The organism is Enterobacter cloacae complex sp. IR5459, assembly GCF_049238005.1.
Taxonomy (GTDB): Bacteria; Pseudomonadota; Gammaproteobacteria; order Enterobacterales; family Enterobacteriaceae; genus Enterobacter; species Enterobacter hormaechei_C.
In genome coordinates, this window is record NZ_JBMKIG010000004.1 from 283,858 (window position 1) to 310,700 (window position 26,843).

General features: G+C 54.9%; 26 protein-coding genes. 3 read left to right on the top strand and 23 right to left on the bottom strand.

Features of this window, described 5'->3' with window-relative positions; genetic code table 11:
- Positions 1-17: 17 nt before the first annotated feature.
- The 7 genes from ACOTX4_RS10825 to hinT form a co-directional block, all read right to left on the bottom strand.
- Positions 18-1,322 (bottom strand): NAD(P)/FAD-dependent oxidoreductase, encoded by a 1,305-nt coding sequence (locus ACOTX4_RS10825; RefSeq protein WP_022650789.1) that lies wholly within the window; start codon positions 1,320-1,322, stop codon positions 18-20.
- 236 nt (positions 1,323-1,558) lie between these two features.
- Positions 1,559-2,101, bottom strand: coding sequence for an alpha/beta hydrolase YcfP (gene ycfP, locus ACOTX4_RS10830; protein ID WP_006809239.1), 543 nt, complete (start codon positions 2,099-2,101; stop codon positions 1,559-1,561).
- A 31-nt stretch (positions 2,102-2,132) separates the two neighbouring features.
- Positions 2,133-3,158 carry a beta-N-acetylhexosaminidase gene (nagZ, locus tag ACOTX4_RS10835; RefSeq protein ID WP_063937824.1) on the bottom strand — a complete coding sequence of 342 codons (1,026 nt, stop codon included), beginning with the start codon at positions 3,156-3,158 and terminating at the stop codon, positions 2,133-2,135.
- Between the two features lie 11 nt (positions 3,159-3,169).
- The gene (gene thiK, locus ACOTX4_RS10840; protein WP_063937826.1) at positions 3,170-3,994 is read right to left on the bottom strand and encodes a thiamine kinase; all 825 of its coding nucleotides are present in this window, start codon (positions 3,992-3,994) and stop codon (positions 3,170-3,172) included.
- A complete protein-coding gene (gene lpoB, locus ACOTX4_RS10845; RefSeq protein ID WP_085929697.1) occupies positions 3,975-4,619 on the bottom strand; it encodes a penicillin-binding protein activator LpoB in 645 nt (214 codons plus the stop codon). The genes thiK and lpoB overlap by 20 nt, the downstream gene beginning before the upstream one ends.
- Before the next feature lie 13 nt (positions 4,620-4,632).
- On the bottom strand, positions 4,633-5,007 hold the full coding sequence (locus ACOTX4_RS10850; protein WP_003857939.1) for a YcfL family protein: 375 nt from the start codon (positions 5,005-5,007) through the stop codon (positions 4,633-4,635).
- A gap of 1 nt (position 5,008) precedes the next feature.
- Positions 5,009-5,368 (bottom strand): purine nucleoside phosphoramidase, encoded by a 360-nt coding sequence (hinT, locus tag ACOTX4_RS10855; RefSeq protein WP_006809243.1) that lies wholly within the window; start codon positions 5,366-5,368, stop codon positions 5,009-5,011.
- Between the two features lie 353 nt (positions 5,369-5,721).
- Here hinT and fhuE point away from each other — a divergent pair, with 353 nt between their 5' ends.
- Positions 5,722-7,911: a ferric-rhodotorulic acid/ferric-coprogen receptor FhuE gene (gene fhuE / locus ACOTX4_RS10860; protein ID WP_045350105.1), complete on the top strand. Its 2,190-nt coding sequence runs from the start codon at positions 5,722-5,724 to the stop codon at positions 7,909-7,911.
- Positions 7,912-8,052: 141 nt separating this feature from the next.
- Here fhuE and ptsG read toward each other — a convergent pair whose 3' ends face one another.
- The 14 genes from ptsG to yceD all read right to left on the bottom strand — a co-directional run bounded on the left by ptsG (position 8,053) and on the right by yceD (position 20,379).
- Positions 8,053-9,486, bottom strand: coding sequence for a PTS glucose transporter subunit IIBC (ptsG, locus tag ACOTX4_RS10865; RefSeq protein WP_003857942.1), 1,434 nt, complete (start codon positions 9,484-9,486; stop codon positions 8,053-8,055).
- A gap of 297 nt (positions 9,487-9,783) precedes the next feature.
- On the bottom strand, positions 9,784-10,578 hold the full coding sequence (locus tag ACOTX4_RS10870; protein WP_063937828.1) for a metal-dependent hydrolase: 795 nt from the start codon (positions 10,576-10,578) through the stop codon (positions 9,784-9,786).
- A gap of 10 nt (positions 10,579-10,588) precedes the next feature.
- The gene (gene holB / locus ACOTX4_RS10875; protein WP_003857944.1) at positions 10,589-11,593 is read right to left on the bottom strand and encodes a DNA polymerase III subunit delta'; all 1,005 of its coding nucleotides are present in this window, start codon (positions 11,591-11,593) and stop codon (positions 10,589-10,591) included.
- The gene (gene tmk, locus ACOTX4_RS10880; protein WP_003857946.1) at positions 11,590-12,231 is read right to left on the bottom strand and encodes a dTMP kinase; all 642 of its coding nucleotides are present in this window, start codon (positions 12,229-12,231) and stop codon (positions 11,590-11,592) included. Before tmk ends, holB begins: the two co-directional genes overlap by 4 nt.
- Positions 12,221-13,243 carry a cell division protein YceG gene (gene yceG / locus ACOTX4_RS10885; RefSeq protein WP_032609003.1) on the bottom strand — a complete coding sequence of 341 codons (1,023 nt, stop codon included), beginning with the start codon at positions 13,241-13,243 and terminating at the stop codon, positions 12,221-12,223. Before yceG ends, tmk begins: the two co-directional genes overlap by 11 nt.
- 2 nt (positions 13,244-13,245) lie before the next feature.
- On the bottom strand, positions 13,246-14,055 hold the full coding sequence (gene pabC, locus ACOTX4_RS10890; protein ID WP_045350108.1) for an aminodeoxychorismate lyase: 810 nt from the start codon (positions 14,053-14,055) through the stop codon (positions 13,246-13,248).
- Positions 14,056-14,175: 120 nt separating this feature from the next.
- Positions 14,176-15,417: a beta-ketoacyl-ACP synthase II gene (fabF, locus tag ACOTX4_RS10895; protein ID WP_003857950.1), complete on the bottom strand. Its 1,242-nt coding sequence runs from the start codon at positions 15,415-15,417 to the stop codon at positions 14,176-14,178.
- Positions 15,418-15,508: 91 nt separating this feature from the next.
- Positions 15,509-15,745 (bottom strand): acyl carrier protein, encoded by a 237-nt coding sequence (gene acpP, locus ACOTX4_RS10900; protein ID WP_003857954.1) that lies wholly within the window; start codon positions 15,743-15,745, stop codon positions 15,509-15,511.
- 154 nt (positions 15,746-15,899) lie between these two features.
- Positions 15,900-16,634, bottom strand: a complete 735-nt coding sequence (fabG, locus tag ACOTX4_RS10905; RefSeq protein ID WP_003857956.1) for a 3-oxoacyl-ACP reductase FabG — start codon at positions 16,632-16,634, stop codon at positions 15,900-15,902.
- Positions 16,635-16,646: 12 nt separating this feature from the next.
- Entirely contained in the window at positions 16,647-17,576 is a 930-nt protein-coding gene (gene fabD / locus ACOTX4_RS10910; RefSeq protein ID WP_003857958.1) for an ACP S-malonyltransferase, read from the bottom strand.
- 15 nt (positions 17,577-17,591) lie between these two features.
- Complete coding sequence (locus ACOTX4_RS10915; RefSeq protein ID WP_003857960.1) at positions 17,592-18,545, bottom strand: beta-ketoacyl-ACP synthase III; 954 nt, start codon at positions 18,543-18,545, stop codon at positions 17,592-17,594.
- Positions 18,546-18,551: 6 nt separating this feature from the next.
- Positions 18,552-19,586 carry a phosphate acyltransferase PlsX gene (gene plsX, locus ACOTX4_RS10920; RefSeq protein WP_003857962.1) on the bottom strand — a complete coding sequence of 345 codons (1,035 nt, stop codon included), beginning with the start codon at positions 19,584-19,586 and terminating at the stop codon, positions 18,552-18,554.
- Between the two features lie 81 nt (positions 19,587-19,667).
- Entirely contained in the window at positions 19,668-19,841 is a 174-nt protein-coding gene (gene rpmF / locus ACOTX4_RS10925) for a 50S ribosomal protein L32 (protein ID WP_003857964.1), read from the bottom strand.
- Positions 19,842-19,857: 16 nt separating this feature from the next.
- On the bottom strand, positions 19,858-20,379 hold the full coding sequence (gene yceD / locus ACOTX4_RS10930) for a 23S rRNA accumulation protein YceD (protein WP_003857966.1): 522 nt from the start codon (positions 20,377-20,379) through the stop codon (positions 19,858-19,860).
- A gap of 140 nt (positions 20,380-20,519) precedes the next feature.
- Here yceD and ACOTX4_RS10935 point away from each other — a divergent pair, with 140 nt between their 5' ends.
- Positions 20,520-21,104: a Maf family protein gene (locus ACOTX4_RS10935; RefSeq protein ID WP_045330548.1), complete on the top strand. Its 585-nt coding sequence runs from the start codon at positions 20,520-20,522 to the stop codon at positions 21,102-21,104.
- Between the two features lie 132 nt (positions 21,105-21,236).
- Here ACOTX4_RS10935 and rluC read toward each other — a convergent pair whose 3' ends face one another.
- The gene (rluC, locus tag ACOTX4_RS10940; protein WP_045342796.1) at positions 21,237-22,184 is read right to left on the bottom strand and encodes a 23S rRNA pseudouridine(955/2504/2580) synthase RluC; all 948 of its coding nucleotides are present in this window, start codon (positions 22,182-22,184) and stop codon (positions 21,237-21,239) included.
- A gap of 570 nt (positions 22,185-22,754) precedes the next feature.
- Here rluC and rne point away from each other — a divergent pair.
- Entirely contained in the window at positions 22,755-25,862 is a 3,108-nt protein-coding gene (gene rne / locus ACOTX4_RS10945; protein ID WP_045330547.1) for a ribonuclease E, read from the top strand.
- A 40-nt stretch (positions 25,863-25,902) separates the two neighbouring features.
- Here the strand turns inward: rne and ACOTX4_RS10950 are convergent, their stop codons facing one another.
- Positions 25,903-26,841, bottom strand: a complete 939-nt coding sequence (locus ACOTX4_RS10950) for a LysR family transcriptional regulator (RefSeq protein WP_086598422.1) — start codon at positions 26,839-26,841, stop codon at positions 25,903-25,905.
- Positions 26,842-26,843 lie beyond the last annotated feature (2 nt).

Below are 26,843 nucleotides of genomic sequence, written 5' to 3' on the forward strand. Positions count from 1 at the left end.
CCGGAGGGAGAGAGAAATTAGTGCAGCTTCAGGCGTGGACGGATCACGCGGTTGATGCGGCCAACCAGCATCATCAGGCCGGTTTTGAAGTAGCCGTGCAGCGCAATCTGGTGCATACGGTACAGAGAAATGTACACGAAGCGGGCGATGCGCCCTTCCACCATCATGGAGCCGCGCATCAGGTTACCCATCAGGCTGCCCACGGTGGAGAAGTTTGAGAGCGACACCAGAGAGCCGTGGTCTTTGTAGACATAGGCTTTCATCGGTTTGCCTTTTATCTGCGCCAGGATGTTATGCAGCACGAGGCTTGCCATCTGGTGCGCTGCCTGAGCGCGAGGCGGTACAAATCCGCCTTCCGGACGTGCGCAGGAGGCACAGTCGCCGATGGCGAAGATGTCCGGATCGCGCGTGGTTTGCAGCGTCGGCTCTGTCACCAGTTGGTTAATGCGGTTTGTCTCCAGCCCACCGATATCTTTCATGAAATCAGGCGCTTTGATCCCCGCAGCCCAGACCATCAGGTCGGCCTGGATGTACTCGCCGTCTTTGGTATGCAGGCCGCCCTCATCCGCGCTGGTCACCATGGTCTGGGTCAGCACGCGCACGCCCAGTTTAGTCAGCTCGTTGTGCGCCGCGCCGGAAATACGCGGCGGAAGCGCAGGCAGAATGCGTTCACCTGCTTCCACCAGCGTCACATTCAGCGCTTCGTTAGTCAGCCCTTTGTAGCCGTAGCTGTGCAGCTGCTTGACCGCATTGTGCAACTCCGCCGATAATTCAACGCCCGTTGCGCCGCCGCCCACGATAGCAATGTTGACCTTGCCGTTAGCACCCATGTTGTTGGTGTACTTCAGGAACAGGTTAAGCATCTCCTGATGGAAACGACGCGCCTGATGCGGGTTATCCAGGAAGATGCAGTGCTCTTTTACGCCTGGGGTGTTGAAATCATTGGAGGTACTGCCCAGGGCCATCACCAGCGTGTCATAGGCCAGCTTGCGCTCAGGAACCAGCAACTCGCCTTTATCATCACGCAGCTCAGCCAGCGTGATGGTTTTGTTTTCACGATTGATATCCACCACCGAACCCAGCTGGAACTGGAAGTGGTGGTTACGCGCATGCGCCAGATAGCTGAGCGCATCCACGCCCTCATCCAGCGACCCGGTCGCCACTTCGTGCAGTAACGGCTTCCACAGATGGCTGTGGTTACGATCCACCAGCGTGATTTTGGCTTTCTTACCGCGACCCAGTTTCTTACCCAGCTGCGTCGCCAGCTCCAGTCCGCCAGCACCACCGCCGACAATCACTATCTTTTTCAATGGCGTAGTCAACGTGACCCCCTCAAATTATTAACCAATTGTTAATTAAAAGTTATATAAATAACCCTTAATTAACAACAGGTTACTGCGCTGAAACCATTCAGATTCATTGAGAATAGCACGTCAGGCGCATTGGTCATACCAAAATTGATATGTATCAAGTTTTGATGGTTTAAAAGTAGACAACTCTGACAAAAAAGAGGCCCGGTACGCTTTCACGTACCGAGCCTTTATCAGGTTCAGGGAGATCAGCCCAGCGTTTTAAAGGCTTTAATACGCTGCAAGTGCGGGGAAATGTTTTTGAACTTGTGGGTCTGCTCTTCGTCCCAGACAATTTCGTAGTAATGGTGCAGAAGCTCGGCGGCGCGGGAGCTGTTCAGCGCTTCATCGTTGCGGGAGAGGATCACCAGACACCGATCGCGGTTCTTTTCACGGAAATTGCTCACGCATTTGGTTGCGATGTCGGCGTACTCCTCCGGGCGATCGATTTTGCCTTCCATGTTTTCGTTCGGAAACAGGTTAGGATTAAAAATGACCTGACGGATATCGCACAAAAAACCGATGCGCTCTGCCCAGTATCCTCCTAACCCCACGCCGCAGATCAGCGGGCGATCGTCGATATTGAGCTGCAACATTTTATCCACTTCTTTAAGCAGATGCTGCATGTCATGCTTCGGATGACGTGTGCTGTAACTGATCAGCCGGACATCCGGATCGATAAACTGCAATTGCAGCACTTTCTCATGATTACCAGGACTGTTTGAGTCAAAACCGTGTAAATAGATGATCATCGTCTCACCACGCTACGCCTTCCGGGATGAATTAAAGGGCTGCTTTATATGCCTGCCAGCGCTCGTTCAGGGCTTCAAGCCGGGCGTTTACCGTTTTCCAGCGCGCCGAGTCCATCAGCTCCTGACGACTAAATGAACCTTTATGATACAATTGTGTAACACGTTCAGCATTGATCGGCGACAGGTTATCCAGCACGCTCACCGCCCCTTTACGATTATTGCAGACGAGGATCATATCGCAACCCGCATCCAGCGAAGCCTGCCCACGTTCGGCATAGCTACCCATAATCGCCGCCCCTTCCATGGATAAATCGTCAGAGAAAATTACGCCATTGAAGCCTAACTCCTGACGCAGCACGGTTTTAAGCCAGTGTGGAGAGCCGCTGGCCGGACGCGGATCGACCTCACTGTAGATGACGTGCGCAGGCATGATGGCATCCAGCTTGTTATCAGCGATCAGCGAGCGGAAAACCGACATATCTTTAGCGCGAATGTCTGCTTCCGGGCGCGGATCGCGCGGGGTTTCTTTATGGGAATCCGCCGTCACCGCCCCGTGGCCCGGGAAATGTTTGCCGGTGGTTTTCATGCCCGCAGCATGCATACCGTCAATAAAGCGCGTCGCCATTGCCAGCGCAATACGCGGATCGTCATGATACGAACGCTCACCAATTGCCGCGCTAATGTGTCCTACGTCCAGCACCGGGGCGAAGCTGATGTCGATATCCATGGCGATCATCTCGCTGGCCATCAGCCAGCCGGCATCCTGCGCCAGTTGACCGCCCTCTTCGATCCCCAGCAGCGCAGCAAAAGATTGCGCGGCGGGTAAACGGGTAAACCCTTCGCGGAAACGCTGCACACGCCCACCTTCCTGGTCTACGGCCACCACCAGGTGATTGCGCGACGCCGCACGGATCTGGCGAACCAGCTCACGCAACTGCTCCGGATCATGATAATTGCGGGTGAAAAGAATCAGCCCCCCTACCAGCGGATGCGCCAGAATTTCGCGCTCTTCCGCATCCAGCTCAAATCCTTCGACATCCAACATTACTGGACCCACACCAACCTCTCTTATCCTTTCGTTTGTAACTGACGCCAGGCATCATTTGCCAGCGCAATAAATTGTTTGTCACCTGTCTGCTGAAGGCGCATTTCAAACCATCCCGCCATCAGCATCAACACCCACGGACGCCAGCGCGCGACCTGCCGCGCAAGGGTGAGCGCATTGATGTTGGCGTTTCGGGCATAGGCGGTTATCAGCTGCTCGCGCGACGCCTCATCAGGCATCCAGACCGCAGCAAGTTCGAGCGCCACGTCACCGTCTCCGGCATATTCCCAGTCGATAAGTTTCTCGCCTGCCGTGGTATGAACGATATTCCCCGCGTGGACATCCATATGCAGCGGCGCCAGACGTAACGCCTGCGGCTCTCCCGCTTTACGCAACCGCTTAAGCTGCGCCAGCCAGTAGGGCGTGCGTCGTCCAGGCGCAGCCTGCTGCCAGTAGTGATCCAGCAAAGGAAGTAACGTTACCCGCCAGCCCAGACGCGGCTGGCGATGCAGATGATACAGCATGGCTGTCAGCGCAGACGTATCGGGAAGCTCGCTTTTGATCTCACCCGCAATAAACGCCACCGCCATCCAGTCTCTGATAAAGAGATGAGGTTGTGGCGCAAGGTCGGCGGGCAGGCGCTTCAGGGCGCGGAACTGGCGACGAAAATGGGAGGCAGGCGCGGCGGCATCGTGATGCTGACGTAAAACCAGCCGATGGTCACCACGCTCAATAATGCAACTCGCGCCGCCAAGCCCGGCGGGGGCTTGCGGCGCGATAACATGGTATTGAGGGAAATAACGCGTCAGGACATCATGACGCGTGCGCTTATTGTTGCGTAACGGCACCTTTACCTGACCAGATAATTTCGCCGGTCTGAACCAGCATTAACTGCATCTGCAACGACGGCGTGTTCACGTTGCCTGTCGCGTTAGAATAAAGGACATACTGCGCGCCAACGTTGCGGGCAATACCAATCGCTTTACTGCGCGAACCCAGGCTGTCCTGAGGCGACAGACCAAGCTGCTGCTTGGCGACCGCGAGCTGCTGAGCAGAGACCAGCGTAAATTTACCGTTGTTTGCCAGCGCGTTGCGCAGGGTTTCCGTCGCTTCTCCCGCATTCAGGGAACCGTTTGTACGGTTGTTCACGCTGTCCACCAGCAGCACGCTGCCGGGCGTAACACCCTGTGCCTGCAACATTTTGCCCACCATCGGCTGCATTGCGCCATTCCAGTCATAGTGGCGTACTCGCGGCGCAGGCTGTGCGGTGTCGTCCGGATGTTCGATCGGGCCAGGCTGCGCCGGAATGGTCGGTACAGACGGCACGGTTGGAACAGGCTGCGCTGGCGTTGTTGGCTGTTCCGTTCCCGGCTTCGCCTGATCCACCGGTGCAGGTTCTTCCGTTCGCGTCACACAACCCGCCAGAAAGAGTGCAAAGGCACTCAGGAGCGCATAACGGCTCATTGTTTTAATCAAGGTTCACTCCTTACAAATAAAGATAAAGTCTCACCTTATGTGCACCCAGATAGCTGGCGCTGCCGTAGAGCGTGACCGACGATCTTGCCGGGATGGTCACGCTGCGCGGCGCCTCAAGCGGGTGCATCTCAAGACCTCTCACGTCATACCAGTAGAAGCGATAATGCACCGTCACTGGCTCTTGCCTTTCGTTATAGAGCGTAGAAGAGGCTGAAGACTGGATTTCGCTTATGGTCAGCGAAGGCTTCTCCGCCGTGATGCCCGCAGCAAGCACTGAGGACTCCATCACCAGCGTCTGTTCTTCACTGACCGGGATGGCGGGACGCGCGCTGCACCCAACCATTACCAGCGTCACGATCAGCGCTGCAATACGCCCAGTTAACATATTAAAGACCTTTATGTGCCAGCATCGGTCCCAGTGGACGTCCACCCAGCAGATGCATATGAATATGATAGACTTCCTGGCCGCCATGGCGATTACAGTTCATGATCAAACGGTATCCGTCTTCAGCAATCCCTTCCTGCTCAGCGATTTTCGCGGCCACCGTCAGCATACGGCCCAGCGCCACTTCATGCTCGGTTTTAACGTCATTAACGGTCGGGATCAGAATATTGGGAATAATAAGGATGTGCGTCGGCGCCTGGGGAGAAATGTCGCGGAAAGCCGTGACCAGTTCATCCTGATAGACAATATCCGACGGAATTTCGCGGCGGATAATTTTACTGAAAATCGTTTCTTCAGCCATGACCTTTTCCTTTTAAGTTTAATCTGGCGTCGTGCGTCCGTTGTTAACACACATTGTCTGATTTACTGCGTGACACAAGACAAGAGTATGAGCGAGTTTCTCCTGTCCTTTCAACCTTCTCCCGTGATTTCTTTCCTGATCGTCCCCCATCTGGCTGAAGAGGCATCGCTTTAGGACATTTCTTTTCTGAAACCTTATTTCAGTTCATCCCGAAACATCTGTTTACAGCGTTAATCACAATGCGTATATTTCGCATTTGCATTTTCATGCGCATTTTTAACATAGAAAACGACGTCAGCCCGTGCTAGCGGGACTGTCGCGAAATACCTTCACCATTCACTAAGGGTTTGATGATGTCTTTCATTAATCACACCAGGGATGGGCAACGTCAGCCTGCCGCAACACCTTCGTTGCTGGCCGCCTGCATTGCTATGGCATTGACGCCAACCGCCGCTTTCGCTGCTTCAACCACCGAAGATACCGTTGTCGTTGACGGGGGTTTTGACAACACACAGGATCTTTCTGCCAGCCAGGATCAGGATTACAGCGTAAAAACCACCACCACCGGCACCAAACTGTTGTTGGTTCCCCGCGACATCCCACAGTCCGTCAGCGTTATCAGCCAGCAACGTATGGCTGACCAGAATCTGCAATCCATCGGACAGGTGCTGACGAACACCACGGGCATTACGGCCCAGGTGCAGGACAGCGACCGTACCGTGTTTTACTCACGCGGCTTTTTCGTCAGCAACTACGCCTATGACGACTTGCCAACCTCCATCAGTGAAGTGTGGAACTTTGGTGATACCGCCGCCGATACCGCGATTTATGACCGCATTGAAGTGGTTCGCGGCGCCACCGGCCTGATGTCCGGCACGGGGAACCCGGCGGCGTACGTTAATATGGTGCGTAAGCACGCGGACAGCCCGGAATTTAAAGGTAACGTCTCCGCCAGCTACGGCAGCTGGGACAAGCAGCGCTACGTGCTGGATCTCCAGGCGCCGCTGGTAGAGTCAGGTAAGGTACGGGGTCGTCTGATCACCGGTTATCAGGACAACGACAGCTTCGTGGATAACTACCACTACCGGAAGAAATTCCTCTACGGCGTGATGGACGCGGATGTCACCGACAGCACGACTCTCTCGGTAGGGTATGAGTATCAGGAAAGCCATACCGCCGACCCAACCTGGGGCGGACTGCCGACCTGGTACAGCGACGGAAGTAAGACTAACTACAATCGCAGCCAGACCGTCGCGCCTGACTGGGCCTATTCGGATAAAGACAGCACCCGCATCTTCGCTAACCTGACCCAGCGTTTCGATAATGGCTGGGAAGCGCACATCAACGGCATGCATGCTGAAACCAACTTTGACTCTAAGCTGATGTATATGTCCGGCTATCCGGATAAAGAGACCGGCGCGGGCCTGGTGGGTTACGGCGGCTGGAACCGCGGGGAACGTAAACAGGATGCGGTCGACGCCTTCCTGCGCGGCGGCTTCGATCTCTTTGGTCGTCAACATGAAATGATGTTCGGCGGCAGCTTCAGCCGTCAACGTAACCATTACGACAACTCCATGCCGGATGCGGTATACGGCATGGTGGATGTCGGCAACTTTAAGAACTGGAACGGGAACATCGCCGATCCGCAGTGGACGCCGTGGAAACTCTACAGCAAGGATGATATTCGCCAGTCTTCAGCCTATTCTTCGGCTCGTTTCTCGCTGGCCGATCCGCTGCACCTGATCCTGGGCGCGCGCTACACCCAATACAATATTCGTTATAACCCGGCAGGATCGCCGAATACCCGTCTGGAAAGCACCAAAGATGATGTCACGCCGTACGCTGGCCTGGTGTATGACATCAATGAGGACTGGTCGACCTACGTCAGCTATACCTCTATCTTCCAGCCGCAGGATAAGCGCGATGCCAGCGGACGTTATCTCGACCCTACCACGGGCAAAAGCTACGAAGCCGGGGTGAAGGCAGACTGGTTTAATACCCGCCTCACCACCTCACTGGCGATTTTCCGCATTGAGCAGGATAACGTCGCCAGCAATACCTACACCTACATGCCGAGCGGTGAGTCGATCTATGAATCGCTGGACGGGGTGGTCAGCAAAGGGGTCGAGTTCGAGCTTAACGGTGCCCTGACCGATAACTGGCAGCTGACCTTCGGCGCGACGCGTTACATCGCAGAAGATAAGAATGGCAACGCCGTCAGCTCCGATCAGCCGCGCACAACCATGAAGCTCTTCACCCGCTATCAGTTGCCAATGCTGCCGGAACTGACCGTGGGCGGTGGCGTAAACTGGCAGAACAAAGTGTGGACGGACGTGGAAGGCGGCCCGGCAGGACGTTCCCGCGCGGAGCAAGGCAGCTATGGGCTGGTGAACCTGTTCAGCCGTTATCAGGTCACCAAAGATTTTGCGGTACAGGCTAACGTCAACAACCTGTTCGACAAAGAGTATTACGACTACGTCGGATCGTATGCGGTGTATGGCGCGCCGCTGAACGTCTCGGTGAGCGCGAGCTACGATTTCTGAGTGACAGAAGCCCGGTGGCGCTGCGCTTACCGGGCCTACCCATCACGTAGGCCAGGTAAGGCGCAGCCGCCACCCGGCACCACAAGCCGCAATAATAAAAAAGGCAGCCATTCGGCTGCCTTAGTCTCCCCAGGTCACAGCTTAGTTGTTGCGGATGTACTCATCCATTTCAGTTTTCAGGTTATCGGATTTAGTACCGAAGATTGCCTGAACACCAGAACCTGCAACAACGACGCCCGCTGCGCCCAGTTTTTTCAGACCCGGCTGGTCTACTTTCGCAACGTCGGCAACGCTCACACGCAGACGAGTGATACACGCGTCCAGGTTAGTGATGTTCTCTTTACCGCCGAAAGCAGCTACCAGAGCAGGCGCCATTTCGCTGGTCGCACCGGCTTTGCTGTCTTCCGTTGCATCTTCACGACCCGGCGTTTTCAGGTCCAGTGCTTTGATCAGCACGCGGAAGACGGTGTAGTACACCACTGCGTAGCCTGCACCCACGATTGGGAACAGCCACAGCTTGCTGCTGTTACCGGACAGAACGATGAAGTCGATCAGACCGTGAGAGAAGGACGTACCGTCACGCATACCCAGCAGGATACAGATTGGGAATGCCAGACCTGCCAGTACCGCGTGGATGATGTACAGGATCGGCGCAACGAACATGAAGGAGAACTCGATCGGCTCGGTGATACCGGTCAGGAACGAGGTCAGCGCTGCGGAGATCATGATACCGCCCACTTTTGCACGGTTCTCTGGTTTAGCAGAGTGCCAAATCGCAATTGCGGCAGCTGGCAGACCGTACATTTTGAACAGGAAGCCACCAGACAGTTTACCTGCCGTTGGGTCACCCGCCATGTAGCGTGGGATGTCGCCGTGGAATACCTGGCCTGCTGCGTTGGTGTATTCACCAATCTGCATCTGGAATGGAACGTTCCAGATGTGATGCAGACCAAATGGTACCAGGCAGCGCTCAATGAAGCCGTAGATACCGAACGCCACAACCGGGTTCTGGTAAGCCGCCCACTGAGAGAAGGTCTGGATTGCCGTACCGATTGGTGGCCAGATGAAGGACAGGACAACACCGGTGAAAATCGCGGCCAGACCAGAAATGATCGGCACAAAACGTTTACCCGCGAAGAAGCCCAGATACTCAGGCAGCTTGATGCGATAGAAGCGGTTAAACATGTACGCTGCAATCGCACCGGAGATGATACCACCGAGAACACCGGTGTCTGCCAGGTGCTTAGCGGCAATCTCTTCAGCAGGTAAATGCAGGACCAGCGGCGCAACCACAGCCATGGTTTTCACCATGATGCCGTAAGCAACAACGGACGCCAGAGCAGATACACCGTCGTTATTGGTGAAGCCCAGAGCAACACCGATAGCGAAGATCAGCGGCATGTTAGCAAAAACAGAACCGCCTGCTTCGGCCATCACGTGGGAAACTACGGCTGGCAGCCAGCTGAAGTTTGCAGAACCGACACCCAGCAGGATACCTGCGATAGGCAGTACGGATACTGGCAGCATCAGCGATTTACCGACCTTTTGCAGGTTAGCAAATGCATTCTTAAACATAATTGAGAGTGCTCCTGAGTATTTGTGCTTTTTTTACGTTTTCACGCATTGGCCCGGGGGGAGTACCGCGCCGTGGACAGGACATCTAAGCGCCCTTTATTTATTACACAGAGTAAAATAATTCCCTCTGAGTTTGTTTGACGGCTATCACGTTTCAGTTCAAGACGGCCAAAAAACTTGCAGATATTTACATAAAGCATGTCTGGATGTGTCTAAAAACGCCATCACCGCCCCAAATGAGGCGGTGAACTTTACTCGTTTTACTTATTAATTACGAGCCTAAAAATAACAGGTGTATCAGACAGATTGCAGGCGGGCGGGGTCGATATGGAACAGGCTGGCGAAGTTTTCCGTTGTCACGCGAGCCAGCTCTTCAATACTGACACCTTTCAGAACGGCCATATACTCAGCAACATCCCGGGTCATCGCTGGCTGATTCTCTTTGCCGCGATGAGGCACCGGCGCCAGGTACGGGGAATCGGTTTCCACCAGAATACGATCCAGCGGAACATAGCGCGCCGCATCACGCAGTTGCTCAGCATTGCGGAACGTGACAATCCCCGAGAATGAAATATAAAAGCCTAAATCAAGCAGCTTACCCGCCGTTTCTCTGTCTTCTGTGAAACAGTGTAGTACGCCACCGCAATCCGTCACCTTTTCTTCCCGCAGGACCGCCAGCGTGTCGGCGCGCGCATCGCGGGTATGAACGATAACCGGCTTATTCAGCTCACGGCCAATACGGATGTGGTTGCGGAAGGATTCCTGCTGGCGAGGTTTTGTTTCGGGGGTGTAGAAATAGTCCAGACCGGTCTCGCCCATCGCCACTACGCCCTCTTCTGCGGCAAGACGGCGTAAATCCTCAACGTCGTAAGCTTCATCCTGATTCAGCGGATGCACACCGCAGGAGAAGACGACATTATCGCGCTCGCCTACCAGTTCACGCATGGAGCGGTAACCCGGCAACGTGGTCGCCACGGCCAGGCAAAATTTCACATCGCGCGCGGCGGCTTTCGCCAGCACGTCGTCCACATTTTTATGCAGGGATTGATAATCCAGGCCATCGAGATGGCAGTGTGAGTCGACTAAAAACATAATGTCTCTCTCAGAGGTGGGAAACCGGCGGTATGACACCCGGTTGCAGGTAGTGTTCGATACGCAGTAACTGGTCGGTCAGTAAAAGCTCGCGATTGAGACCGGTTACCGTCAAAAGTTGTTCACGACTCTGGCAGATATCATGAAGGATAGCGTGCAGCGACTGCCCTGACAGGCGATTCGCAAGTGTGGTGACCAACGCCCACACGTCAGGGTTAGTCAGAAGCGTAGCCCCCTGCTGGATTTTGAGCGCATCCAGCAGCAGTGCGGCCAGCCAGTGCAGCCGTTCCGGAGCCTGATCGCTGTTCAGCGCTGGCAGCATGCTCAGCCAGTCATGGCTGTCGAGGGCTGATTCAACCGCACGACACAGCGTTTCACGCTGGGACCACACCTCCGGCTGCAATAAGGCCAGCGCAGCCGCAGGCGCACCGCTGCACAGGCGCAACGCCGAGCGCGCCGCGTCTTGTGACACCGTCACTTCTCGCTCAAGCCAGGCGAGCGACCAGGATTCCTGAGGGACAGCGAGGTGGTGAAGACGGCAGCGACTGCGCAGCGTCGCCAGCAAGCGTTCCGGCTCGCGGCAGGAGAGGAAAAACCAGGTGTTCTCTGGCGGCTCTTCCAGGGTTTTTAACAGGGCGTTGGCTGCGGCTTCCGTGAGCAGCGCGGCGTCTTTCAGCCACACCACTTTCGCCCCGCCCAGACGCGCATATTCGTACAGTTTCTCACTGACCTCACGCACCGCGTCGATACCGAGCGTATTTTTGCCTTTCTCGGGTTCGAGGGTGTAATAGTCAGGATGCGTGCCCGCCTGCATGAGCTGGCAACCCCGGCACTTACCGCAGCTTTTATGTCCTTCCGGCTGTTGGCACATCAGAAAGCGGGTGATGGCGTAAATCAACGCATCATCACCCATTCCCGGAAGCGCCTGGATCAGTAACGCATGATGCCCCCGACCAACCTGATAGCTGCCGATCAGCTGTTCAAAGTGTGGGCGCAACCATGGATACCATTTCATGCCTGCTGCTCCTGTAGCCACTGCGTAACAGTCTGCTGAATATCACGCGTAACGTCTTCAAGAGATTGCGTCGCATCGATGGTACGAATGGTCTTGTCCTGCCCGGCCAGTTCCAGATAACGCGCACGGGTGCGGTTAAAGAAATCAAAAGATTCCTGTTCAATGCGGTCCAGTTCGCCGCGGGCACGGGCGCGCTTCAGGCCCACCTCAGGGGTCACGTCCAGATACAGCGTCAGGTCAGGACGGAAATCGCCCAGAACCGCGTCGCGAAGCGTAGCCAGCATGGTCTGGTCGATACCCCGGCCACCGCCCTGATATGCCTGGGTTGAGAGATCGTGGCGATCGCCAATCACCCATTTCCCTTCTGCCAGAGCGGGTTTGATCACCGTCTCCACCAGCTGAACGCGCGCCGCATAGAACATCAGCACTTCCGCTTTGTCGGTAATAACTTCATCGCCAACGGATTTGATATCCAGAACCAGGCTGCGCAGTTTTTCCGCCAGCTGCGTACCGCCCGGCTCGCGGGTGAAGACCATGTCGGCAACGCCAAGCGACGTAAGCGTATCCACCACCACGTTACGGGCAGTTGTTTTGCCCGCCCCTTCGAGTCCCTCAATGACAATGTATTTACTGCGCATTTTTTTCCTTAAGTGCCTTCAGATAGTCCTGAACGGAGCGATTGTGGCTGGCCAGGTTGGTATTGAACGTGTGCCCCCCTTTTCCGTCAGCCACAAAATAGAGATACGGCGTTTTGGCCGGGTGCGCGGCGGCCTTCAACGATGCTTCACTCGGCGTCGCAATCGGTCCAGGCGGCAGGCCGCTAATCACGTAAGTATTATACGCCGTTGGCGTCTCCAGATCTTTTCTGGAAATCCTGCCGTTGTAGTTTTCGCCCATGCCGTAGATGACGGTAGGATCGGTTTGCAAACGCATGCCGATGCGCAGACGGTTAATAAACACCGAGGCAACCTGGTCACGTTCGGCAGCAACGGCCGTCTCTTTCTCGATGATCGAGGCCATCGTCATGAACTGGTTTTGATCTTTATAAGGCAGGCCTTCTGCTCGCCCTTCCCAGGCAGCGTCTACCGCCGCGACCATTTTGTTGTGCGCGCGCTTCAGCATGGCCACATCCGTCGTGCCTGCCGTATACATCCACGTATCGGGCCAGAACCAGCCTTCCACCCACTCGGGATGTTCGAATTTTAAGGCGTCTGCCACGGTCTGGTAGCGGTCATCTTTCAGCGTATGCTTGATGTACGGCGCGTCACGCAGCTGCCTGAGGTAATCGCTCAGACGCATACCTTCCACGAAACGCAGCGGGAACTGGGCTTCTTTACCACTTTCCAGCAGTTGCAGCATCTCGCGCACGGTCATGCCAGGGGTAAAGCGATAGGTACCGGCCTTGAAATGGGACAGGTCCGGTTCAATACGCAGCAGCCACTGGAATACGCGTGGGCGATTGATAATTTTGTCGTCATACAGCTGCTGACCAAGCGCCTGCCGCCCGGTCCCCGCTTTCAGGGTAAAAATCGTCTCGTCTTTTATCAGGATCTGACTCTCCGCCAGCTGACGGACTTTCCACACTCCTGCTCCGCCAGCGATACCTAACGCAACGATCAGAAGGAGGACAAAGCGTAACATTTTCTTCATGACTACCTGGTTTGCTCACATAACGGGGCCAGAAACTGGAACAGCTCGCGGGATGACCAGCATTTGCGGCCATAAGCGCGAACGGGGACAACGGGCATCAGCGCATTGCAGATAACAACTTCATCGGCAGCCAACAGCGCCTCTTCCTTAGCGTTGACTTCGACAACACGAAAGCCTGCGCGTGCCAGCTGGTGCATACAAAACTGCCGCATAATGCCGTTGACGCCGGCCTGCTCCAGCGAAGGCGTGAACACGTCACTACCCTTCCGCCAGAGTAAATTAGCCGCACAGCATTCCGTAATGTACCCTTCGCTGTCAAGAACCAGCGCCTCCCCGGCCTCCGTCTGCTCAAGATGAGTACGAATTAGCACCTGTTCAAGGCGGTTGAGATGTTTTATGCCAGCGAGCATCGGGTTTCTTCCCAGACGTACCGGACTTAGCGCCAGGGCTACGCCCTCTTCACGCCAGTGCGCATAATGGGAAGGATAATCTGAAACGGAAAGGATCCGCGTAGGATGCAGACAGGCAGAACCGCTATAGCCCCTGCCACCGCTCCCGCGGCTGATAATGACTTTCAGGACGCCGCTTGCTTTTTCTGACGCCAGCCGACGCATCTCACTTTCAAGAATGTCCCACTGCGAGAAGGGGATCAGTAATGTTTCGCAGGCTTTTTGTAAACGAAGGATATGGGCCCCGAGCAGGCACACGTCACCGTCGAGAATACGCGCAGTCGTGAAACAGCCATCGCCAAACTGGGTCGCCCTGTCGCTTGCCGGCAGCGTGTCTTGCTCAAGGCCATTAATCAAAAACATAGTGGCTCCTTATGCGTGGAGGCTCAGTCTGGCAGGATGTGGACAGCCGGACAAGGGGATTTCGCCTAATAAAAAAGGCCCGGCAAGCGGACCTTTTTTATCGTCAGCGACCAACCAGACTCAGACCTTTTTGAAGATCAGAGAACCGTTAGTCCCACCGAAGCCGAAGGAGTTACACAGGGTATACTCCATACCGCTAACCTGGCGCGCTTCGTGAGGAACGAAGTCCAGATCGCAACCTTCATCCGGGTTATCCAGGTTGATGGTTGGTGGTACAGCCTGATCGCGCAGCGCGAGAATAGAGTAGATTGACTCTACTGCCCCCGCAGCGCCCAGCAGGTGACCGGTCATGGATTTCGTGGAGCTCACCAGCACACGGCTGGCAGATTCGCCGAAGATAGACTTAACAGCCTGCGCTTCTGCTTTATCGCCCGCAGGGGTAGACGTCCCGTGCGCGTTAACGTAGCCAATCTGTGCCGGCGTAATGCCCGCATCACGGATGGCGTTTTCCATCGCCAGCGCAGCACCTGCGCCATTCTCTGGAGGAGACGTCATGTGATAAGCATCGCTGCTCATGCCAAAGCCAACAACTTCAGCATAAATTTTCGCGCCACGTTTTTTCGCGTGTTCGTACTCTTCCAGTACGATCATGCCTGCACCGTCACCCAGCACGAAACCATCACGGTCTTTATCCCACGGACGGCTCGCCGCCTGAGGATTATCGTTTCGGGTAGAGAGCGCACGCGCTGCACCGAAACCACCGACGCCCAGTGGGGTACTGGCTTTTTCAGCGCCGCCCGCAACCATAGCATCTGCATCGCCGTACGCAATGATACGCGCGGCCTGGCCGATGTTATGCACGCCAGACGTACAGGCTGTCGCGATTGAGATGCTTGGGCCACGCAGGCCGAACATAATGGTCAGGTGACCTGCCACCATGTTGACAATCGTAGACGGAACGAAGAACGGGCTGATTTTACGCGGGCCGCCATTCATCAGAGATGTATGGTTTTCTTCAATCAGACCAAGACCGCCAATCCCGGAGCCGATAGCGGCGCCGATACGGGTCGCGTTCTCTTCCGTAATCTCAAGGCCAGAATCCTGCATGGCCTGAACGCCAGCGACAATTCCATATTGAATGAAGGCATCCATCTTGCGCTGTTCTTTGCGCGAGATGATCTCTTCACAGTTAAAATCCTTTACTAAGCCAGCAAATTTCGTTGCATAGGCGCTAGTATCGAAATGGTCGATTAGGCTGATGCCGCTCTGACCGGCAAGGAGAGCTTTCCAGGTGGACTCTACGGTATTGCCGACAGGAGACAACATGCCAAGTCCGGTCACAACTACACGACGCTTAGACACGCTTGTCCTCCAGGGAGGGATAAAAAAAGAGATTCGTGGGACAACAAAAGATAAAACTCAGGCGGTCGAATGACCGCCTGGAGATGTTCACTTACGCCTGGTGACCGTTGATGTAATCAATGGCAGCCTGAACGGTGGTGATTTTCTCAGCTTCTTCGTCCGGAATCTCAGTATCAAACTCTTCTTCCAGAGCCATTACCAGCTCAACGGTGTCAAGAGAATCTGCGCCCAGGTCTTCAACAAAGGAAGCGGAGTTCACAACTTCTTCCTGCTTAACGCCCAGCTGTTCGCCGATAATTTTCTTAACGCGTTCTTCGATAGTGCTCATACTCTTAAATTTCCTATCAAAACTCGCTTTCGCGATGGTTTTCGTAGTGTATAAAATGTTGAAAAATTTGCAACTAAATCCCGGCAGGTCTTACCACGATTTTACGTTATTTTGAGGCCATTTGCCCAAATAACGCAAATATTTTCGATCGTGATTAAACCATGTACATCCCGCCGTTGACGTGGAGGGTTTCACCAGTGATGTAACCCGCTTCGTCAGAGGCTAAAAATGCAACCGCGCTGGCGATTTCTTTAGGGTCGCCAAGACGACCCGCTGGAACTGCCGCCAGCGTACCCGCACGCTGCTCATCAGTTAGCGCACGCGTCATGTCCGTTTCAATAAAGCCCGGAGCAACAACGTTTACAGTAATTCCGCGGGACGCGACTTCACGCGCCAGCGACTTACTGAAACCGATCAGACCTGCTTTCGCCGCAGCGTAGTTAGCCTGACCAGCATTTCCCATGGTACCAACCACAGAACCTACAGTGATAATACGACCATGACGCTTTTTCATCATAGCGCGCATTACCGCTTTTGACAGACGGAATACAGATGACAGGTTGGTTTCGATAATATCGTTCCACTCGTCGTCTTTCATTCGCATCAGCAGGTTGTCGCGAGTGATCCCGGCATTATTGACCAGAATATCCACTTCGCCAAACTCTGCGCGAATATTTTCCAGAACAGATTCGATAGATGCTGGTTCAGTCACATTCAGTACCAGACCTTTACCGTTCGCACCCAGATAGTCGCTGATGGCCTGTGCGCCATTCTCGCTGGTCGCAGTCCCGATCACCGTTGCGCCGCGCGCAACCAGTGTTTCAGCAATAGCGCGCCCAATACCGCGGCTTGCGCCGGTCACCAGGGCAATTTTTCCTTCAAAACTCATGGTATTCCTCTTTTATTGCGAGAGTGCCGCTTTCATGGCTTCCGGCTCGTTAATCGCCGAGGCAGTCAGGGTATCTACAATACGTTTTGTCAGACCGGTAAGTACTTTACCTGGACCGACTTCATACAGATGTTCCACGCCCTGAGACGCCATAAATTCAACAGTTTTAGTCCACTGAACCGGGCTGTAGAGCTGGCGAACCAGCGCGTTACGGATAGCCTCCGGCGCGGTTTCGCACTTCACATCGACGTTATTCACAACGGAAATCGTCGGTGCGTTAAAGGTCATTTTTTCCAGCTCAACCGCGAGCTTATCGGCTGCGGGCTTCATCAGCGCGCAGTGAGACGGCACGCTCACCGGCAGGGGCAGTGCACGTTTTGCGCCCGCAGCTTTACAGGCAGCGCCTGCACGCTCAACCGCTTCTTTATGACCCGCGATTACCACCTGGCCTGGCGAGTTAAAGTTTACCGGAGAAACGACCTGACCTTCAGCAGATTCTTCACAGGCTTTAGCGATAGAAGCATCATCCAGACCGATGATGGCAGACATGCCGCCCGTGCCTTCTGGCACCGCTTCCTGCATGAATTTACCACGCAATTCAACCAGGCGTACCGCGTCAGCGAAGGCAATCACGCCAGCGCAGACCAGCGCAGAGTATTCACCGAGGCTATGACCCGCCATCAGCGTCGGCGCTTTGCCGCCCTGCTGCTGCCATACGCGCCATAATGCGACGGATGCCGCCAGCAGTGCCGGTTGAGTCTGCCAGGTTTTGTTCAGTTCTTCAGCAGGGCCCTGTTGGGTCAGCGCCCACAGATCATAACCCAGCGCGTCAGAAGCTTCACGGAAAGTCTCTTCAATAACCGGATAGTTTGCTGCCATTTCAGACAACATCCCAACAGTTTGCGAGCCCTGTCCCGGGAACACAAAAGCAAATTGCGTCATTTTTTAATCCTTATCCTAGAAACGAACCAGCGCGGAACCCCAGGTGAACCCGCCACCAAAGGCTTCAAGCAAGACCAGTTGGCCCCGTTTAATTCGTCCATCGCGTACCGCTTCGTCAAATGCGCACGGTACCGATGCCGCAGAGGTGTTGCCGTGGCGATCGAGCGTCACCACAACGTTATCCATAGACATGCCCAGCTTCTTCGCCGTCGCGCTGATAATACGCAGGTTAGCCTGATGCGGTACCAGCCAGTCGAGTGCGGCACGGTCCAGATTGTTCGCTTCCAGCGTCTCATCAACGATGTGAGCCAGTTCAGTCACGGCCACTTTAAACACTTCGTTACCTGCCATTGTCAGGTAAATTGAACTGTCCGGATTAACGCGATCGGCGTTAGGCAGCGTTAACAGCTCGCCGTAGCGGCCATCGGCATGCAGGTGCGTGGAGATGATGCCCGGCTCTTCGGACTGCCCCAGCAGCACCGCGCCCGCGCCATCGCCAAAAATAATGATCGTTCCGCGATCGGTTGGATCGCAGGTACGCGCCAGCACGTCAGCGCCGATCACCAGCGCATATTTTACGGCGCCCGATTTTACATACTGATCGGCGATGCTCAGTGCATAGGTGAAACCCGCGCATGCTGCTGCAACATCAAATGCCGGGCAGCCTTTGATGCCGAGCATGTTCTGCACCTGGCACGCTGCGCTTGGGAAGGCATGCGTGGCAGAGGTGGTCGCCACCACAATAAGCCCGATCTGTTCTTTATCAATGCCAGCCATCTCAAGCGCTCGCTGAGCGGCTTCGTAGCCCATGGTGGACACAGTTTCGTCTGGCGCGGCGATACGACGTTCACGGATACCTGTGCGCGTGACAATCCACTCGTCAGACGTATCTACCATTTTTTCAAGATCGGCGTTGGTACGCACTTGTTTTGGCAGGTAGCTGCCGGTACCTAAAATCTTCGTATACATGTACGCTCAGTCACTTTTAGCTAATACAGATCCCAGGCGAGCGGCAATCCTCTGAGGGACTTGACGCTGCACCGCCTGCACTGCCTGTTCAATCGCGACGGTAAATGCTCGCTGATTGGCGGCGCCATGACTCTTAATCACGATGCCGCGCAATCCTAACAGACAGGCGCCATTATACTGGTCGGGGTTGAGGTGACTGAATCGCCGCGTCAGGCTTTTTTGTAACCAACGCTTTAATATAATCAGCCACCAGGACCTTTTTTTACCGTCTCCCTGCGATTTCAGCAGAGAAAGGAACATTCGTACGACCCCTTCCATGGTCTTCAACGTCACGTTTCCGGTGAAGCCATCACACACTAATACATCCGTTTTGCCCGTCAGCAACTCATTGGCTTCGAGATAACCAATATAGTTGATGGAGGGGACCTGTTTGAGTATTTCCGCAGCGTCGCGGATACTGTCCAGACCTTTGGTCTCTTCTTCACCAATATTCAATAACGCAACGCGGGGATTGTTAATCCCGAGCACGTCTTCTGCCAGCACCGACCCCATAACGGCAAACTGAGCCAGCATTGTACTATCACAATCCACGTTAGCGCCCAGATCCAGCACCACCGTTTTGCCCTTCTGCTGATGCGGTAACACCGTCACCAGCGCCGGACGCTCAATGCCCTCAATCGGCTTGAGCAATAATTTCGACAGCCCCATCAGCGCGCCAGTATTTCCCGCGCTGACGCAAGCCTGTGCTCGCCCTTCTTTCACCAGCTCCAGCGCCATTCGCATAGAGCTGCCGCGGCTATTACGAATAGCCTGCGATGGCCGGGCATCACTGGCAATAACTGACTGCGCAGGAATAATCTGCAGACGCGAACGTTGTTCAAAGTCAGCTTTTGCAAGTAATGGCGTGATTGTGTCGGGATTACCGACTAAAAGAAGTGTGAGTTGCGAATTAGAATTCAGTGCCTGCAATGCTGCAGGCACTGTCACGGTAGGGCCAAAATCTCCCCCCATGACATCTAACGCCAGGGTTAGACGTGTCAAGGTATCGTCGCAGCCTGGTTCGGTAAACTCCCCGTTTGCACGGGGAAGTTCCTCACTAAGCCTAATCACGCTGACGCGTGATTACTTAGTGATAACCTTGCGGCCGCGGTAGAAACCGTCAGCGGTGATGTGGTGACGCAGGTGTTTCTCACCAGAAGTCTTGTCTACAGACAGGCTGGTAACTGCGGTCAGCGCGTCATGGGAACGACGCATGCCACGTTTGGAACGGGTTGGTTTATTCTGTTGTACGGCCATGGACCTTACTCCTCAATTACTTACGCTTTAAGCTGGCTAATACGGCAAATGGGTTTGGTTTTTGCGCTTCATCAGGCAGTTCCCCAAAGACCATGTCCGCCTCGGACACTTCACAGTGTTCAGAATCATGCACCGGAACGACTGGCAGGGAGAGGATGACTTCATCTTCAACCAGCGCCAGAAGATCGATTTCACCGAATTCGTTAACCTCAATCGGCTCATACGCTTCCGGGAGTGCTTCAGCCTGTTCGTCAGAACGAACCGGACTAAAACAATACGTTGTGTGAACATGCTGTACAAACGGTTTCCCGCAACGCTGACATTCGAGCGTTACCGTCACCTTTGCATCACCGGTTAACACGGCGAGACGCTGGTTGTCGATAGCGAACGACATGGAGCATTCTACATCACTGTCCACACTGACTACAGATTCGGCAATACGCTCAGCCTGATCGGAAGAATAGATTCCTTCGTAATCGAGGCGTTTTTGAGCCGTACGAACCGGATCAAGAGTCAGGGGTAATTTTACCTTTTGCATAGGGCGCGCATATTAACTTTGTAACGTCATAGAGTCAAAGAAAAAGGCAACCAGAGCTGCCTTTTGCCAATTATTCGCACACATTGCGGCCTGTAGTTTAAAATGGCTGGCATCGATACGCTATATCTGGTGATAAAAATATGCCAAATCTCGTCCTTGCTTCCACTTCACCTTATCGCCGAATGCTGCTGGAAAAGCTCGGGATCCCGTTTGAATGCGCTGCGCCGGAGGTGGATGAAACGCCACAGCCGGGCGAGTCACCGCGTCATCTGGTGACCCGTCTCGCGAAAGAGAAAGCACAGTCGCTGGCCGTACGTTACCCCGCTCATCTGATTATAGGCTCCGATCAGGTTTGTGTGCTGGACGGCGAAATCACCGGCAAACCGTATACGGAAGAAATCGCCTGCCAGCAGCTTTTGCGTGCGAGAGGCAGTATCGTGACCTTTTATACCGGCCTGGCGCTTTATAATTCTGCTTCCGGTCATCTGCAAACCGAGTGCGAGCCGTTTGATGTGCACTTCCGTCATCTTAGCGAACAGGAGATTATGGATTATGTGCGTCGGGAACGTCCGCTGAACTGTGCAGGGAGCTTTAAAAGTGAAGGACTAGGGATTGCGTTGTTCGACAAGCTCGATGGCCGCGATCCCAATACGCTGGTGGGGTTGCCGCTGATTGCGCTGTGCCAGATGTTAAGGCGAGAAGCGTGTAATCCGCTGACGATGTGACTTTTGCCCAGCGGCGCTTCGCTTGCATGGGCCTACTACGCTGCGGCCTGATGCCCTCACCCCGGCCCTCTCCCAAAGGGAGAGGGAGCAAACATTAAAAACGGCAACATTCGTTGCCGTTTGACGTTTACCTTAGCCGCGCAAAACCTTAAGACAGCGTTTGAGCTGCTCATCCAGCGGCGCTTCAATACGGATAACTTCACCGGTATTAGGATGGGTAAACTTCAGCGCTGCCGCATGCAGGAACAGACGCGATAGCCCCGTCCCCGCCAGCTGCTTATCAAATTCGCGATCGCCATAGCGGTCATCAAACGCAATCGGATGGCCCGCAAACTGGGTATGGACGCGAATCTGGTGAGTACGCCCCGTCACCGGACTACAGCGCACCAGCGTGGCGAATTCGTAGCGCTCTTCAACTTTAAAGCGCGTCTCAGACGGTTTCCCTTCCTGATTAACACGAACAATGCGCTCGCCGCTTTGCAGAATATTTTTCAGCAGCGGCGCCTGCACCACTTTCACGTGGGACTGCCACTGGCCGCGCACCAGCGCCAGATAATCTTTCTGCATCCCTTTTTCGCGCAGCTGTTCATGCAGTGAACGCAGCGCAGAACGTTTTTTCGCCACCAGCAGCACGCCAGAGGTATCACGGTCAAGACGGTGAACCAGTTCGAGGAAACGCGCTTCCGGGCGCAGCGCGCGTAACCCTTCAATCACGCCGAAGCTCAGGCCGCTCCCCCCGTGTACCGCCGTTCCGGACGGTTTATTCAGCACCAGAATGTGGTCGTCCTCATAAAGGATAACGTCGCTCAGGGCCGCGACTTTTTGCAGCTTCGGAGAAACGACCTCTTCTTCACGCTCTGCAACACGTACCGGTGGAATGCGGACTTCATCGCCCACCTCGAGCTTATACTCTGGCTTCACGCGTTTTTTGTTCACCCGCACCTCGCCCTTACGCAAGATGCGATAAATCATGCTTTTTGGCACACCCTTCAACTGGGTGCGCAAAAAATTATCGATACGTTGCCCCGCCTCGTCGTCGGCGATGGCAACCATTTTTACGGCTGGAGTCTCTGTTTTCATGGTTGGCGATTCTAAATAGCGTCAGGCATTAGCGCCACTCATTTTTCTATGCTTATATTTACTTTTATCCGGACCGCTCCCCTTTCGCGCAATCGATTTGGTGGTTATTAAACCAATCACCCCGTTGAAGTGAAGAAACTGTGAGTAACCGGGTGATAATTGGTAAAAGTCATCTTGCTATAACCCGGCGAGCAGTGGAATAATGAATCCGTTTTCCGCGTTAAATCCGGGTTTTGTAAGGATGTCGACGGAATGACCAATTTTGTCTGACCGATCATCCACGCAGCAATGGCGTAAGACGTATTGATCTTTCAGGCAGTTAGCGGGCTGCGGGTTGCAGTACTTCCCGGTATAAGGATTGTTCTCTGGAGAGTTTTCCCAGGCAATTCCCCTGATAATTGCGCTGTGTTTCCGTATGAAACACAGGCAACCGACACTCTGCGCCTCTTAAGCGAGCGACAACCGTGAGGTTGGCGACGTGAATAGACACGAGGCCATCGGTTCATACCCCGGAAAGCGTCACCTTGCCCGCAGCTTTGTCGTCAATGTAAGAATAACGAGTAAGTTACGATGAAAAGAATGTTAATCAACGCAACTCAGCAAGAAGAGTTGCGTGTCGCCCTTGTGGATGGGCAGCGCCTGTACGATCTGGATATCGAAAGTCCTGGACACGAACAGAAAAAAGCGAACATTTACAAAGGCAAAATCACCCGCATTGAACCAAGCCTTGAAGCTGCATTTGTCGATTACGGTGCTGAGCGTCACGGTTTCCTTCCTCTCAAAGAAATCGCCCGCGAATATTTTCCTGCAAACTACAACTCCCATGGCCGTCCGAACATTAAAGATGTTCTGCGTGAAGGTCAGGAAGTTATCGTCCAGATCGATAAAGAAGAGCGTGGCAACAAAGGTGCCGCACTGACCACCTTTATCAGTCTGGCAGGAAGCTATCTGGTGTTGATGCCAAACAACCCGCGTGCGGGTGGCATCTCTCGCCGTATCGAAGGTGATGACCGTACAGAGCTGAAAGAAGCGCTGGCAAGTCTTGAGCTGCCAGACGGCATGGGCCTTATCGTGCGCACCGCAGGCGTCGGCAAATCTGCCGAAGCATTGCAGTGGGACCTGAGCTTCCGTCTGAAGCACTGGGAAGCCATCAAGAAAGCGGCTGAAAGCCGTCCTGCTCCGTTCCTGATCCACCAGGAAAGCAACGTCATTGTGCGTGCCTTCCGTGATTATCTGCGTCAGGACATCGGTGAAATTCTGATTGATAACCCGAAAGTGCTTGAGCTGGCTCGCCAGCACATCGCCGCGCTGGGTCGCCCGGATTTCACCAGCAAAATTAAACTGTACACCGGTGAAATCCCGCTGTTCAGCCACTATCAGATTGAATCCCAGATCGAGTCTGCCTTCCAGCGTGAAGTGCGTCTGCCGTCCGGCGGTTCTATCGTTATCGATACCACCGAAGCGCTGACCGCTATCGACATCAACTCCGCGCGTGCAACCCGCGGCGGCGACATCGAAGAGACCGCCTTCAACACCAACCTAGAAGCCGCTGATGAAATCGCCCGCCAGCTCCGCCTGCGCGACCTGGGTGGTCTGATTGTTATCGACTTCATCGACATGACCCCGGTTCGCCACCAGCGTGCGGTTGAAAACCGTCTGCGTGAAGCGGTGCGCCAGGATCGCGCGCGTATCCAGATTAGCCATATCTCGCGCTTCGGCCTGCTGGAAATGTCCCGTCAGCGTCTGAGCCCGTCACTCGGCGAGTCCAGCCATCACGTCTGCCCGCGCTGTTCCGGGACAGGTACCGTGCGTGACAATGAATCGCTCTCCCTCTCTATTCTGCGTCTGATTGAAGAAGAAGCGCTGAAAGAGAACACCAAAGAGGTTCACGCCATTGTTCCGGTGCCGATTGCCTCCTACCTGCTGAACGAAAAACGTGCAGCGGTGAGCGCAATCGAAGCGCGTCAGGGCGGCGTTCGCTGCATCATCGTGCCAAACGACGAGATGCAAACCCCGCACTATCACGTGCTGCGCGTGCGTAAAGGTGAAGAGACAAGCACCCTCAGCTACCTGCTGCCGAAGCTTCATGAAGAAGAAATGGCGCTGCCATCGGATGAAGAGCCTGCCGAGCGTAAACTGCCTGAGCAGCCTGCATTAGCAACCTTCATCATGCCGGAAGCCCCGCCGGAAGCGACGCTGGAAAAACCAGCGGCAAAACCTGCCGTGCAAAAGGCGGCCCCTGCCGCGGCAAAAGCGCAGCCTGAGCAGCCGGGTCTCCTGAGCCGCATCTTCGGCGCGCTGAAAAAAATGTTTGCTGGCGAAGAAGTTCAGCCTGAGCAGCCGAAAGAAGCGCCAAAAGAAGCGAAACCAGAGCGTCAGCAGGACCGTCGTAAGCGTCAGAACAATCGTCGCGATCGTAATGACCGTAGCGATCGTAACGAGCGCCGTGATAATCGTTCCGAGAACAACGAAGGTCGTGAACAACGCGAGGACAACCGTCGCAACCGTCGCGAGAAGCAACAGCAGAACGTTGAAGATCGTGAGATTCGCCAGCAGGCGGGCGATGAGTCCGAGAAGAGCAAACAGCGTGACGAGCAGCAACCTCGCCGCGAGCGTAACCGTCGTCGTAACGACGAGAAACGCCAGGCCCAGCAGGAAGTCAAAAACCTGAACCGCGAAGCGCCTGTTGAACAGCAGGACACGGAGCAGGAAGAGCGTACTCAGGTTATGCCACGTCGTAAGCAGCGTCAGCTGACCCAGAAAGTGCGTGTGGGTGCTGTTCAGGCGGAAGAAAACGACGTTATCGCGGTTGAAGCAGCAGAAAGCACAACGGGTACACAGGTTGCGAAAGTTGATCTGCCAGCCGTAGTAGAAAATCAGGTTGAGCAGGACGAAAGCAGCGAAAACCGTGACAACGCAGGTATGCCGCGTCGCTCCCGTCGTTCTCCGCGTCATCTGCGCGTGAGCGGTCAGCGTCGTCGTCGTTACCGTGACGAGCGTTACCCAACTCAGTCGCCAATGCCATTGACCGTGGCGTGTGCGTCACCAGAGATGGCATCCGGTAAAGTCTGGATCCGTTATCCGGTTGCTCGCCCGGAGCAGGCTGTTGAAGAACAGACTGTGACCGAAGAGGTGATTGCACCAATAGCAGCGGTGGAAGACGTCGTGACTGAAGCGGCAACCGTGGTTGAACCGCAGGTTGTTGACACGGCGGCACCGCAGGCTGTGGAAGTGGAAACGACCCATCCTGAAGTCATTGCTGCGCCGGTTGATGCCGCTCCGCAGATCATTGCCGAAGAAGATACCGTGGTGGCTGAAGAAGTCGCGGAAGACGCTCAGCCAGTCTCCGCAGCAGAAGAGACCGCAGACGTTGCCGTCGAAACGGTGACTGAAGAGGTTGTTCAGGACGTCGAGATTCAGGTTGAACCTGTTGTCGAAGAGGTCAAAGCGCCTGAAGTGAAATCAGAGCCGATTGAGGTCGTTGCAGCTGTAGCGCCTGCTCACGTTGCTACCGCGCCGATGACTCGCGCCCCGGCACCTGAGTATGTACCTGAAGCGCCACGCCATAGCGACTGGGTTCGTCCGGCATTCAACTTCGAAGGCAAAGGTGCTGCCGGTGGTCACAGTGCAACGCACATGGCTACTGCGCCAGCTACTCGTCCTCAGCCTGTTGAATAACGCACGCTAATACTGAAAGCCGACCTTCGGGTCGGCTTTTTTATGGCTGTTGCAGGGGCTTTCTCATTCCGGTGACCTCCGGCATTATCTGCCGCATCAGCTCCAGAAAACGCCGCAAGCGCGCCGGATAATAACGAGACCAGGGGTAAACCAGATGTACCGGTAGCGCTGCCGGCTGCCACTCTGGCAGTAGATGCACCAGTCGTCCTTCCTGAATATCATCCTGTACTGTCCAGCTGGATACCACCGCAACGCCTAGCCCGGTGAGTGCCGTATTGCGCGCCACATACAGGCTGTCGGTACTCAGGCGTGGCGTAATGGTAACCCGCGTCGGGGCAGATGATGCATCGTGGAAAAGCTCCACATGGCGTTGATAAAAAGAGCTGATGGCAATCCAGGGAAGCTGTTGCAAATCTTCCGGCGTTTTAACCGCGGGATAACGGGCCAGTAATTCCGGTGAAGCCACCACCGAGCGCGGCACTTCAGCCAGCAGCACGGACACGGTTGCCGGATCGACTTCCACACCCACCCGAATAGCACAGTCAAGGTTGTCGCCGAGGAAATCAACCGAGCGATCGTTGAGCATCCACTCAACAGAAAGCTGGGGATAGCGCTGCAAAAATTCGGTTAACGGTTTCAGAAGCTGATCCTGGCCAAACGCGTGCGGGGCGCGCACCCTCAGCACCCCAACCGGTTCATCTTCCGTCTGCCCTACCTCGTCTTCCAGTGCCAGCCAGCTGTCAATCACCCGTCGGGCATGCTGATAGCAGCGTTCGCCGTCATCGGTCAGCCGGGTCGTATGGGTTGTGCGCAGCATCAGGCGTACTCCCAGCATGGTCTCAAGCGACTGCAACCGTCGGCTCACCGTGGCCTGGGTTGTTGCCAGCTGACGTGCTGCCGCAGAAAGAGACCCCGCCTCCACAATGCGAACAAACGTTCGCATCAGTTCTACCCGATCTATACGCTCAGGCCTTTTCATAC

Excerpts from the sequence above, each read along its gene's own strand:
- ycfP (WP_006809239.1), bottom strand. The coding sequence starts at position 2,101 with ATGATCATCTATTTACACGGTTTTGACTCAAACAGTCCTGGTAATCAT.
- ACOTX4_RS10850 (WP_003857939.1), bottom strand. The coding sequence starts at position 5,007 with ATGTTAACTGGGCGTATTGCAGCGCTGATCGTGACGCTGGTAATGGTT.
- hinT (WP_006809243.1), bottom strand. The coding sequence starts at position 5,368 with ATGGCTGAAGAAACGATTTTCAGTAAAATTATCCGCCGCGAAATTCCG.
- fhuE (WP_045350105.1), top strand. The coding sequence starts at position 5,722 with ATGTCTTTCATTAATCACACCAGGGATGGGCAACGTCAGCCTGCCGCA.
- ptsG (WP_003857942.1), bottom strand. The coding sequence starts at position 9,486 with ATGTTTAAGAATGCATTTGCTAACCTGCAAAAGGTCGGTAAATCGCTG.
- ACOTX4_RS10870 (WP_063937828.1), bottom strand. The coding sequence starts at position 10,578 with ATGTTTTTAGTCGACTCACACTGCCATCTCGATGGCCTGGATTATCAA.
- holB (WP_003857944.1), bottom strand. The coding sequence starts at position 11,593 with ATGAAATGGTATCCATGGTTGCGCCCACACTTTGAACAGCTGATCGGC.
- tmk (WP_003857946.1), bottom strand. The coding sequence starts at position 12,231 with ATGCGCAGTAAATACATTGTCATTGAGGGACTCGAAGGGGCGGGCAAA.
- yceG (WP_032609003.1), bottom strand. The coding sequence starts at position 13,243 with ATGAAGAAAATGTTACGCTTTGTCCTCCTTCTGATCGTTGCGTTAGGT.
- pabC (WP_045350108.1), bottom strand. The coding sequence starts at position 14,055 with ATGTTTTTGATTAATGGCCTTGAGCAAGACACGCTGCCGGCAAGCGAC.
- acpP (WP_003857954.1), bottom strand. The coding sequence starts at position 15,745 with ATGAGCACTATCGAAGAACGCGTTAAGAAAATTATCGGCGAACAGCTG.
- fabG (WP_003857956.1), bottom strand. The coding sequence starts at position 16,634 with ATGAGTTTTGAAGGAAAAATTGCCCTGGTGACCGGCGCAAGCCGCGGT.
- fabD (WP_003857958.1), bottom strand. The coding sequence starts at position 17,576 with ATGACGCAATTTGCTTTTGTGTTCCCGGGACAGGGCTCGCAAACTGTT.
- ACOTX4_RS10915 (WP_003857960.1), bottom strand. The coding sequence starts at position 18,545 with ATGTATACGAAGATTTTAGGTACCGGCAGCTACCTGCCAAAACAAGTG.
- rpmF (WP_003857964.1), bottom strand. The coding sequence starts at position 19,841 with ATGGCCGTACAACAGAATAAACCAACCCGTTCCAAACGTGGCATGCGT.
- yceD (WP_003857966.1), bottom strand. The coding sequence starts at position 20,379 with ATGCAAAAGGTAAAATTACCCCTGACTCTTGATCCGGTTCGTACGGCT.
- ACOTX4_RS10935 (WP_045330548.1), top strand. The coding sequence starts at position 20,520 with ATGCCAAATCTCGTCCTTGCTTCCACTTCACCTTATCGCCGAATGCTG.
- rluC (WP_045342796.1), bottom strand. The coding sequence starts at position 22,184 with ATGAAAACAGAGACTCCAGCCGTAAAAATGGTTGCCATCGCCGACGAC.
- rne (WP_045330547.1), top strand. The coding sequence starts at position 22,755 with ATGAAAAGAATGTTAATCAACGCAACTCAGCAAGAAGAGTTGCGTGTC.
- ACOTX4_RS10950 (WP_086598422.1), bottom strand. The coding sequence starts at position 26,841 with ATGAAAAGGCCTGAGCGTATAGATCGGGTAGAACTGATGCGAACGTTT.